The organism is Mycobacterium sp. NGS41, assembly GCF_059812725.1.
Window position 1 is genome coordinate 1 of sequence record NZ_JCALDF010000057.1, and the last position, 12,102, is coordinate 12,102.

General features: G+C 66.9%; 4 protein-coding genes. 2 read left to right on the plus strand and 2 right to left on the minus strand.

Annotated features, from left to right (window positions below; genetic code table 11):
- Window positions 1-217, plus strand: a 217-nt coding sequence (locus tag AC5Y21_RS25630; RefSeq protein WP_499916890.1) for an acyl carrier protein, incomplete at its 5' end; no start/stop codon positions are given.
- A gap of 40 nt (window positions 218-257) precedes the next feature.
- A complete protein-coding gene (locus tag AC5Y21_RS25635; protein WP_499916892.1) occupies window positions 258-932 on the plus strand; it encodes a methyltransferase family protein in 675 nt (224 codons plus the stop codon).
- 32 nt (window positions 933-964) lie between these two features.
- On the opposite strand, the gene AC5Y21_RS25640 is transcribed toward AC5Y21_RS25635, so the two are convergent.
- Window positions 965-9,082 carry an amino acid adenylation domain-containing protein gene (locus AC5Y21_RS25640; protein ID WP_499916894.1) on the minus strand — a complete coding sequence of 2,706 codons (8,118 nt, stop codon included), beginning with the start codon at window positions 9,080-9,082 and terminating at the stop codon, window positions 965-967.
- Window positions 9,079-12,102: amino acid adenylation domain-containing protein (locus AC5Y21_RS25645; RefSeq protein WP_499916896.1), on the minus strand; the 3,024-nt coding region annotated here is incomplete at its 5' end. The genes AC5Y21_RS25645 and AC5Y21_RS25640, both read right to left, overlap by 4 nt.

Consider the following 12,102-nt stretch of genomic DNA (forward strand, 5'->3'; position numbering starts at 1 on the left):
CATCTCCGACCAAGTCAGCCTGCTACTACGGCGCAACATCGACCCCGACCGACCACTCTCCGAGTGCGGCGTTGACTCGCTGGGCGCCCTGGAACTATGCACCCGCATCAAGACCGAAACAGGAATCCGCATCACCCCCACCGACCTCGCCAACATCGGCACCATCCGCGGACTAGCGGGGCTGGTGTGCGAAAGACTAACGCCGGAAGCCGCGTGACGGCGCTGAAGACGTGCGGCCGCCGACGGAACGGAGAATCGTGGTAAGCCTTCCAAAAATGTTGGCTTTAGGGCTAATTGAGCCCGTCGTGTTCGGCTTGCTGCTGTTTTCAGCTGCGTTCACCTTCAACTACTGGCAAGCGTGGGTTTTCCTGCCCGTGTTCATGCTTCCGGGATGGATCTTGGGCATCTACCTGCTGCGCACGAATCCTGTTGCGCTTGAGCGGCGGATGCGTGGGGGCCCGACCGCGGAGACCCGACCGGCGCAGAAAGTCGTCATGGCCAGCTCGTGGTTGTCGCTGGCGGCGATGATTGTGGTCAGCGCCCTAGACCATCGCTTCGGCTGGTCGCGAGTGCCAACGACGGTCTGTTTGGTTGGGGATGTCCTGGTTGCCGTTGGACTGAGCGTGATGATGCTAGTCGTCATTCAGAACAACCATGCGGCCGCAACCATCCGGGTGGAGGAGGGCCAGGAGCTCATCTCCACCGGCCTGTACGGACTGGTCCGCCATCCCATGTACACCGGCAATGTGATTCTGCTGGTCGGCATCCCCCTTGCGCTCGGCTCCTACTGGGGACTGGTCTTCCTCGTAACCGGCCTTCTGGTGCTTGCCTGGCGCATCCGCGACGAGGAGAAGCTGCTGCGGGAAGAACTGGCCGGATACCGCGAATACACGCAGAAGGTTCGCAGTCGTCTGGTGCCCTGCATGTGGTAGCAGGCCCCGTGCTTACCGACGCCTGACTCGAGTCACTGCGGGACTTTCTTCTCCCAGGCCGGCACGCTGTGCAGGTGCTTACTCAAAGTTCTGACAGTCGGTGCGTCGAACAGGGTGGCCACTGCGAGCTGGATATCGAGGGCCGCGTTCACCGCGGCGATTGCCCGCATCGCTGAAAGCGAATCCCCGCCCAGGTCGAAAAAGGACTCGTCAACTCCGACCCGGTCTATCCCCAGCACCTGCGCGTAGATGCCCGCCAACAGCTGCTCGACCAGAGTGGTTGGGGCGCAATAACCCTGACCGGCTTCGGGGTGTTCGGGTGCGGACACCGTCGCGTCGGCCGGCTGGCTCGACACCACGTCACCCTCACCCACCACATCGATCGACGACAGTCGCCGGGCGGGGTCGGCCGTCATCATTGCCAGCGCCCGGTTGAATCGCGTCATCAGCGCTTCGATGCTGGACGCGTCGAACAGATCCGTACGGAATTGGATGCGAAGCTCGATTTCGCGGCCCGGAACGGCTTGGATCGTGAGCGGGTAGTGGTAGAGGTCGCGGTTGGTGACCCCGTCGATGACCAACCCGCCGAGGCCCAACGACGCGGTGGCGTCGGTCGGGTAGTTCTCGTACACGAAAACGGTGTCGAACAACTGGTGATGGCCGGTGATGCGGTGAATGTCGCTCAGCGCCAGATGCTGGTGTTCAAGGGTGTCGTTGTGGGCGCTTTGCAGCTGCGCGAGCAGTTCTGCGACGGTGGTCGCCGGGGTGCTGTTCGCGCGCACCGGCACGGTGTTGATCAACAGACCCACCATGGACTCCGCGCCGGTCACCTCGTCGGGTCTACCCGAGACCACGGCGCCGAAGGCCACGTCGTGGTGCCCGGTCAGGCACATCAGCAGGTGTGCCCAGGCGCCGTGCAGCACGGTACTGACCGTGGTGTGGCGCGAACGCGCCAGCTCGCCCACGGCGCGGCTGGTCTCCTCGGGCACCCGGAACGACAGAGCGTCGCGCTGCCCCAGGCCCAATCGATCCGGCGGAGCTATCAGGGTGGGCGTGTCGAAACCGGCCAACACCTCACGCCACGCCGCGCGGGCGGCATCGCGATCTCGATCGGCCAGCCAAGCCACGAACCGGCGATAGGGCACCGCAGCGGGCAGCCGATGTCCGAAATAGCCGGCGAAGATCTCCTGCAGCAGGATCTGCAACGACCAGCCATCCATCAAGATGTGGTGGAAAGTCAGCACTATCCGGTAGCGGTCGGGTCCGGTGCGGATCACAGCTGCCCGAAAAGCCGACTCGGCGGCGAGGTCGCAGACCGCGGCGCGTTCGGCCGCGCACTCCCGCTGCATCTGCTCCTCGACGTCGACGGCGCCGCGGTCTAGTTCGATATACCGCCACGGCGCAACGGGATCGGTCGGGATGATCTGCACCGGCTCGTCGAACTGCGAGAGGAACCGCGCGGCCAGGTTGGGATGCCGCTTGACCACGGCGTGCACCGCCTCGCGCAGCCGGACTTCGTCGAGCGGGCCAACGACAGCGGTATCCAGTTGCACGGCATAGGCATCGTCGCCGGATCCTTGCGCGACGCTGGCGTGAAACAGCAGTCCCTGTTGCAGCGGGGTCAGCGGGAGCAGGTCAGCGACGGGGTATTGCCGGCACAGCTCGTCAATCTGCTGCTGGTTCAGCCGGGCGGGTGCGATGTCAGACGGGGTCAACCCACCGCCACCGCGGCGCACATGCACGCAGATACCGGCCAGCGCCTCGAACCACAACCGGCTCAACCGGCTCACCTGCGCGTGATCGACGGCCGAGGGCGCCCACGTCCAGTTCGCCTGCAAGTGCGGGCCGCTGTCGGTGTCGACCGTGCTGGCGTTGAGCTCCACGGTGTGTGCGAGCGACAGCGGAATGGCCGCGCTGGCGCTGGCCACTGCCAGGCCGTCGTGGCTGACTCGCCAGAACTCCTCGGAGAGCTCGGCCGCCGCGGCACCCAGCCGTCCCAGATAGTTGAAGCCGATCGGCGGGTCGGCCCCGTCGAGGTCCACCTTGGAATTCAGGTAGCGCAGCAGCCCATAGGTCAAACCTTCCGGCAGGGCCCGCAGTTGCTCTTTGACGTCTTTGATCACCGTCCCCAGCGCGGCCTCGCCTGCGACCACCTGCGCCCACGACAAGCCACCCACGTCCAACGACACCGGGTACTTGGTGGTGAACCACCCCACCGTGCGCGACAAGTCCACCTCGGGATCGAGTTCCTCGTAACGCCCATGGCCCTCGACGTCGATACCGACCGGAGCCGCCCCAGCGCCCAGGAACTCCGCACACGCGAAGCCGAACGCGATCAACAAGATGTCATGCACGCCGGCGTGAAACGCCGCGGGCACCTCACCCAACAGCATCCGCGTCGTCTCGGCATCCAGCTCCACCGACAACTGCCCAGCACTGGCATAGGTGTCGAGGTCCGGACGCACCGGCGGCAACATCGCCGGGGTGTCCGCCACCTGCCGCCACACCTCGGCCTGCTCCACCACCTCGGGGGTACGCGCATACTCAGCCAGCAGCGCGGCCCATTGGGCAAACGACGTCCCGTCTGCCGACAACGCCACCGGCTGACCACTGCGATGCTGGGCCCAGGCGATGTTGAGGTCTTCCAACAGGATTCGCCACGACACCCCATCGACGGCCAGATGGTGAACGATCAACGCCAACTGGTTGGCGGAGGTTGCCCACACCGCGCTCAGCATCACCCCGGCCGACGGATTCAACCGCGACCGGGCCTGCGCCACTGCCTCCTCGGACAACACGTCCACCGACTGCAGACAACCCCCGGCATCCACCGACCCGGACTCGGGCACCTGCAGCAACCAATCCGACGTGACGTCGTCTTCCACCCGCAGCCGCAACATGCCATGCCGATCCAGCAGCGCCTGCAACACCACCACCACGTCGGCCTCGTTCACGCCGGCAGGGGCCTGCACCACCACCGTCTGGTTGAACTGATCCGTCGGGCCATCCAGGCTCTGCAGCCAGCGCATGATCGGGGTGGCCACCAACTTCTCGGCACCCTTGTCGACCAGACTGCCTGCCGCGACGGCCGCCCAGGACCGCTCGGCGACCCGGGCCACCCGGGCCAGCCTGGCCACGGTCTGCTCGACGAAGATGTCGCGCGGGCGGCACACCACCCCGGCCATCCGGGCCCGGGCCACCACCTGCATCGACAAAATGCTGTCCCCGCCCAGCTCGAAGAACGACTCGTCGGCCCCCACCCGCTCCAGTCCGAGCACCTGGGCGTAGACGCCGGCCAGGATTTTTTCGACCGCGCTGGCCGGGGCCCGGTAGTGGTCGACCTCCTGGTACTCCGGTGCCGGCAAGGCGCGGGTGTCGAGCTTGCCGTTGACCGTCAACGGCAGCGTGTCGAGCAGCACGATCGCGGCCGGAACCATATACGACGGAAGCCGTTCGGCCAGTTCCGCGCGCGCCGCGACCGGATCCGCGGTCCCGGTCACATACCCCACCAGACGCTTATCGCCGGGGCGGTCCTCGCGGGCGATCACCACCGCGTGCTGAACACCCTTCAGGCCCGCCAACGCCGCCTGGATTTCACCCAGCTCGATGCGGAACCCACGGATCTTGACCTGCTCATCCGCACGGCCCAGATACCGCAACTGCCCATCGGCACCCCACGACACCAGGTCGCCGGTGCGATACATGCGGTGTCCCTGGGTCCCAACGTCCCCAGCGTCGGCGAACGGGCACGCCACAAACCGCGTCGCGGTCAGCCCGCCGCGGCCCGCATACCCATGGGCCACACCACGACCGGCCACATACAACTCACCAACCACCCCGACCGGCACCGGCCGCAACCACCCGTCGAGCACAAAAAAGCCCAGATGTGCCAACGGCACCCCGATCGGGCTGACATTGCTGTCCAGGTCGCTGTCGACGATCTCTCGGAACGAGGCGTGCACCGTCGTCTCGGTGATGCCGTACATGTTGATCATCCGCGGCGACACCGGATGGTTTTCCAGCCAACCCCGAAGACGTTGCGGCTCTAAGGCTTCACCGCCGAACACCACCGCATCAAGGGTCAGCTCATGCCCCACCTCGGGCCGCAGCGCATCAGCGGTCTGCAACGCATAAAACGCCGACGGAGTCTGACTCAACAGGCCGACCTGCTCGGTGACCAGCAAGGCATGCAGGTCTTCCGGAGAACGGACCACCGCGTCGGGCACCACCACCAGCCGCCCGCCGTGCAGCAGGGCGCCGAAGATCTCCCACACCGAGAAATCGAAGGCCAGCGAATGACACTGCGTCCACACCTGTCCGGGCGACAGATCCAGGTCGGCGTCCAAGACCTCCAACAACCACGTCACGTTCTGGTGGGCGACCGCGACGCCCTTGGGCACCCCGGTCGTGCCCGAGGTGTAGATCAAATAAGCCACATCGTCGGCGCCCGGCGCGGGTAAGCCTGTGCACGCATAGCCGTCGATGCCGGGATCGTCGGCATCGATGACCACCAACCCGCGCCCATCCAGCCGATCGGCCAACCCGGCCGTGGTAATCGCCGCGACCGGCGCGGCATCGTCAACCATGAACTGCATCCGCGCCACCGGATGCGCCGGATCGATCGCCATATAGGCTGCACCGGTCTTGAGGATCGCCATAATCGCCACCACAGCTTGGGCTGAGCGCTCTAGCAGCAGGGCCACCCGCTGCCCCGGACTCACACCACAGTCGGCCAATACATGCGCCAGCCGGTTAGACGCCTCGTCCAGCTCGCGGTAGGTCATGGCGTGGCCGTCAAAAGTCAGCGCCACCGCCTCCGGCGCACGCGCCACTTGCGCAGCGAACAACGCCGGAATCGACCGCGCGGCCGCTACCGGCCGGGCCAACGCCGCCCGGTTGCCGATCCTGTCCAGCTCGGCGCGCTCATCCTTATCGATGAGGTCCATCGACGAGAGCCGCCGCCCCGGATCGGCGGTGATGGCCACCAACACCTTTCGCAGCCGTTCGATCAGCGCCTCGACAGTGGCGGCGTCGAACACATCGGTGCGGAATTCCACCTCACCGCCGATGCCGGCGGGCTCACCCGCCTCGCTCCAGCGCTCGGCCAACGAAAAAGTCAGATCCATGCGGGCGGTGTGGGTATCCGCTCGCAGCGGCGTGACCTGCAAGTCGCCTAAGGCCAACCCGGCGTCGGAGTCGGTGTCCTGCCAGTCCAGCCAGTTCTGCCAGGCAAACAGCACCTGCACCAGCGGGTGATGGGTCAAGGACCGGGTCGGCTTGAGCCGCTCCACCAGCACCTCGAAGGGCACGTCTTGATGCTCGTAGGCGGCCAGGCTGCGCTGTCGCACCTGGGCCAGCAATTCGGCAACCGTGGGGTCGCCGGAGAGGTCAACTCGCAACACCAAGGTGTTGACGAAGAAGCCGACCAGCTCATCGAGCGCGGGGTCGCGCCGCCCGGCGATCGGAAAACCCACCGCCACATCGCTGCTGGCGCTCTGCGTGGATAGCAGCACTGCCAACGCGGCCTGCATCACCATGAAACTGGTCGCCTTGTGCGCACCGGCGACCTCGCGCACCCGTGCCTGCAGCTCGGCCGGCCAGTCCACCACGACGTTGGCCCCGGCCTGATCGGCCACCGGCGGGTAGGGCCGGTCGGTGGGCAGCTGCAGCCGCTCGGGCATGTCAGCCAGCACATCCCGCCAATAGGCCAGCTGACCGGCGATACGACTGTCCGGATCCTGCAGGTCACCGAACTGGTCGCGCTGCCACAGCGTGTAGTCGACATACTGCACCGCTAACGGCGCCCAACTCGGGACTTCACCCGCGCACCGGCTGGCATACGCCGTGCCGAGGTCGCGCACCAGTGGAGTCAACGACAAGCCGTCGGCGGCGATGTGGTGCACCACCGCCACCAGCACATGCTCATCGTCCGCGACCCGGAAAAGCTGGGCCCGCAACGGGATCTCGCTCGCCGGGTCGAACGTGTACCGCGCCGCGGTCCCGACGGCGTCCTCCAGCCGGCTGACTGGCCAGTCGGCGGCATCGATGACCTGCCAACCGAATTCGGCCTCTTCGGCCGGCACCACCAGCTGCTGGGGTCTCCCCTCGACCGCCGGAAACAGCGTGCGCAGGCTCTCGTGGCGGCCCACCACATCGGCCAATGCCGCAGCCAACACGTCAGCGTCAAGGCGGCCGCTCAGCCGCAACGCCACCGGCATGTTGTAGACCGGTGAGGGTCCCTGCAACTGATGCAGGAACCACAACCGGTTCTGGGCAAACGACAACGGGACCACGTCGGGCCGCGGACGCGCCACCAGTGGTTGCAGACCATCCCCGCCCGCACCGATACGGGGTGCCAACCGAGCGACCGTGGGCGTCTCGAACAAGGTCCGTACCGGAAGGCCGGTATCGAAAGATTTGTTGACGGCAGCGATCACCCGCATCGCCGACAAGGAATCCCCGCCCAGGTCGAAGAACGAGTCGTCGACGCCGACCCGCTGCAGACCGAGGACCTGGGCGAAGATGCCGGCCACGATGTCTTCGACGGGGCTGGCCGGGGCGCGATAGTGGTCGGCTTCCTGGTAGTCCGGTGCCGGCAGGGCGCGGGTGTCGAGTTTGCCGTTGGATGTCAACGGCAGCGCCGGGACGGCTACGACCGCAGCCGGGACCATATATGAAGGGAGCCGCTCGGCGAGCTCGGCACGGATCTTGTCCGGGTCGGCGGTGCCGATGACATAACCGACCAGGCGCTTGTCGCCCGGGCGATCTTCGCGGGCGATCACCGCCGCCTGCTCCACCCCGTCCAGCCCGGTCAGCGCCGCCTGGATCTCGCCCAGCTCGATGCGATACCCGCGAATCTTGACCTGTTCGTCGGCACGGCCCAGATACTGCAACTGTCCGTCGGCGCGCCAGCGCACTCGATCTCCGGTGCGGTACATGCGTGTTCCGTGCCCGCCGAACGGGCAGGCCACAAACCGCGACGCGGTCAACCCAGCCCGGCCCACGTATCCGCACGCCACACCACGACCGGCCACATACAACTCGCCGGCCACCCCGACCGGTACCGGCCGCAACGACTTGTCCAGCGCAAACAGCGCCGCGCCGGGCACCGCCGAACCGATCGGCACGACGCCCGTCGATCCCGCCTGTAACGGCGCACTGATCGCCACGCACATCGTCGTCTCGGTGGGGCCGTAGGCATTGACCATCACCCGCCCCGGGGCCCACCGATCCACCACCTCACTGGGGCAAGCCTCACCTGCCATCACCAATGCGACCGACTCCAACCCCTCAGGGGCCAGCATTCCGACCGCGGAGGGGGTCTGGGTGAACACGCTGACGCCTTCGCCAACCAGCACGTCGTGGAAGTCTTCGGGCGAGCTGACCACCGACTCGGGCACCACCACCAGTCGCCCACCGCGCAACAGCGGACCGAAGATCTCCCACACCGATACGTCGAAGGCCAGGGAGTGACACAGTGGCCACACCCCCGGATTCGGCAGGCCGGCATCCAGCGATCCGATCAGCTGGGTCACGTTGTGATGGGTGATGGCCACGCCCTTGGGGACACCTGTAGTACCCGAGGTGTAAATCAGGTACGCAACATCGTCGGGCGCGGGCGCCGACAACACGGCGCCGGCGCTGGCGTCGGCGTCTCGGTCGTTGTTGACATCGATGATCGGCACGTCGCGCCCGTCTAGCCGGTCGGCCAGCGCGGTGCTGGTGATCGCGGCTATCGGTGCGGCATCGGCCAGCATGAATTCGATTCGCGCGTCGGGATGCGCGGGGTCGATCGGCAGATAGGCGGCGCCGGTCTTGAGCACCGCGAAAATCGCCACAACCGCTTGAGCTGAGCGCTCCAGCAGCAGCGCCACCGATTGTCCGGGGCGGGCTCCGTGTCCGGCCAGCAGGTGCGCCAGCCGGTTGGCGGCGTCATCGAGCTCGCGATAGGTCATGGCCTGGCCGTCGAAGTTCATCGCCACCGCATCGGGGGCACGCGTGACGTGCGCGGCGAACATCGCCGGTACCGACACTGCTTCCTTCGCCGGTTGGGTCAAGACCGCGCGATTACCCCAGCTGTCCAGCTGAACCTGCTCGTCGTCGCCGAGCAGATCGATCGACGACAACCGCTGCCCCGATCGGGCCGTCATGATTGCGGCTCCGGCTCCGCGGTGATTGCCACTACCACCCGCCGCAAGCGCTCGATCAGCGCTTCGACGGTTTCCGCGTCGAACACGTCGGTGCGGAATTCCACCTCCCCGCCGATGCCGGCGGGCTGGCCGTCCTCGGTCCAGCGATCGAGCAGGGAAAACACCAAATCCATGCGGGCGGTGTGGGTTTCGACCGGCAGCGGGTTGACTTGCAGATCACCCAGACTCAGCTTCGCGGGCTGATTGTTCTGCCAGGTCAGCCCCACTTGCACCAGCGGGTGATGGGCCAGGTTTCGGGTGGGTTTGAGCCGATCCACCAGCACCTCGAAGGGCACGTCTTGGTGCTCGTAGGCGGCCAGGCTGCGCTCTCGGACCTGCGCCAGCAATTCGTCGACGGTGGGGTCACCGGACAGGTCGATGCGCAGCACCAAGGTGTTGACGAAGAACCCGACCAGCTCATCGAGCGCGGGGTCGCGCCGACCGGCGATCGGGAACCCGACCGCTACGTCGCTGCTCCCACTGATCCTGGACAGCAGCACCGCCAGGGCGGCCTGCATGACCATGAAGCTGGTCGCATCGTGCTCGCGAGCCACCTCGCGCACCCGCGTCTGCAGCTCGGCCGGCCAGTCCACCGTCACACTGGCACCCCGCTGATCGGCAACCGCGGGGTACGGCCGGTCGGTGGGCAACTGCACCTGTTCGGGCATCCCGGCCAGGGTGTCTTCCCAGTAGGCCAGCTGCCCGGCGATCCGGCTGCCCGGATCCTGCAGTTCGCCCAGCTGTTCGCGCTGCCACAGCGTGTAGTCGACATACTGCACCGCCAGCGGTGCCCAGGCCGGGGCTTCATCGGCACACCGGCTGGCATAGGCCACACCCAGGTCACCGACCAGCGGCCCGAGCGACCAACCGTCGGCAGCGATGTGGTGTACCACCGCCACCAACACATGCTCATCGGCGGCAATTCGGAAAAGCTTTGCCTGCAAAGGGATCTCGGACGCCAAGTCAAACGGGTGACGCACCACCGCGCCGACGGCCTCCTCCAGCCGGGCAGCGGGCCAGCCGGCGGCATCGATGACCTGCCAACCAAAGTCGGCCTGCTCGACCGGGACCACCAGCTGCTGGGGAGTCCCCTCGACCGCCGAAAACAGCGTGCGCAGGCTCTCGTGTCGGCCCACCACGTCGGCCAGGGCTTGGCCCAGCGCGTCGGCATCAAGGCGCCCGCCCAGCCGCAGCGCCACCGGCATGTTGTACACCGGGGACGGGCCCTGGAACTGATCGATGAACCACAACCGGTTCTGCGCAAACGACAACGGCACCACCGCCGGCCGCTCGACCGGAACCAACGGCTCCAGCCCGCCCCCACCGGCACCGATCAAAGGCGCCAACTGGGCAACAGTGGGCGCCTCGAACAATGCCCGCACCGCAACGCCGGTGTTGAAAGATTTGTTGACCGCCGCGATCACCCGCATCGCCGACAAGGAATCCCCACCCAGGTCGAAGAAGGAGTCGTCGACACCGACCCGCTCGACGCCGAGTACCTGGGCGTAGATGCCGGCGAGGATCTCCTCGACGGCGTGGGTGGGAGCGCGATAATCTCCGGCGTCCTGATACTCCGGGGCAGGCAGGGCCCGTTTGTCGAGTTTGCCGTTGGGTGTCAACGGCAGCGCTTCGATAACCACCACCGCGGCCGGCACCATGTACGCCGGGAGTCGCTCGGCCAGCGCGCTGCGCACTTTGGCCGGGTCTGCTGTCCCGGTCAGATAGCCGACCAGGCGTTTGTCGCCCGGGCGGTCCTCGCGGGCGATCACCGTCGCCTCATCCACCCCGTCCACACCGGCCAGCGCCGCCTGAACCTCACCGAGTTCGATGCGATACCCGCGGATCTTGACCTGATCGTCCGCGCGTCCCAGATACACGAGCTGCCCGTCGGCATCCCACCGCACCAGGTCGCCGGTCCGATACATCCGCTGACCCTGGGTCCCGAACGGACACGCCACAAACCGCGACGCGGCCAGTCCCGGGCGACCGACATACCCATAGCCGGCGCCGGTGCCGGCGACATACAGCTCGCCGACCACGCCGGGCGGCACCACCCGCAACGACCCGTCCAAGACGAAGAAGGCGAGATGGGCCAGCGGCACCCCGATGGGGCTGGAATTGTTGACCGCGTCGTCGTCGACAATCTCCCTGAACGACGCATGCACCGTCGTCTCGGTGGTGCCATACAAGTTGAGCAGCCGCGGTGATTGCGGGTAACTGCTCAGCCAGGTCGCGAGACGATGGGGTTCCAGCGCTTCCCCGGCAAACAGCACGGTCTGCAGCTTGAGCCGCTCGCCCCGCTCGGCTGCGAGCGAGTCAGCGGTTTGCAGCGCGTAAAACGCCGACGGAGTCTGGCTCAACACGCTCACTTGCTCAGCGGCCAGCAAAGCGTGGAAATCCTCGGGTGCGCGGGCCGCCGACTCGGGAACCACCACCAGCCGCCCGCCGTACAACAGCGCGCCCCACATCTCGCACACCGAGACGTCGAAGGCCAGGGAATGCCACTGCGACCACACCTGTTCGGCCAGTTCCATCCTGGCGTCCATTGCTTCCAGCAGTTGGATGACGTTGCGGTGGGCGATGGCAACGCCCTTGGGGACGCCAGTGGTGCCCGAGGTGTAGATGAGGTAGGCAATGTCGTCGGCGGCCGGCGGCGGTAGTGCCGTGCTGGGCTGGCTGTCGAGGGCGGGTTCTTCGATATCGATGACCGGCAGGTCATGCCCATCCAGCCGCGACCGCAGGCCCGCCGTCGTGACTGCCGCGATCGGGGCGGCGTCACCGAGCAAGAAGTCGATGCGTGCCGCCGGCACCACCGGGTCGATGGGGAGGTAGGCGGCGCCGGTTTTGAGGATGGCGACGATGGCGGTGATGGCCTCGGCCGAGCGGGAGGACAACAGCGCTACGCATTGGCCGGGGCGGGCTCCATGTCCGGCCAGCAGGTGGGCCAACCGATTGGAGGCCTCATCAAGTTCGCGATAGGT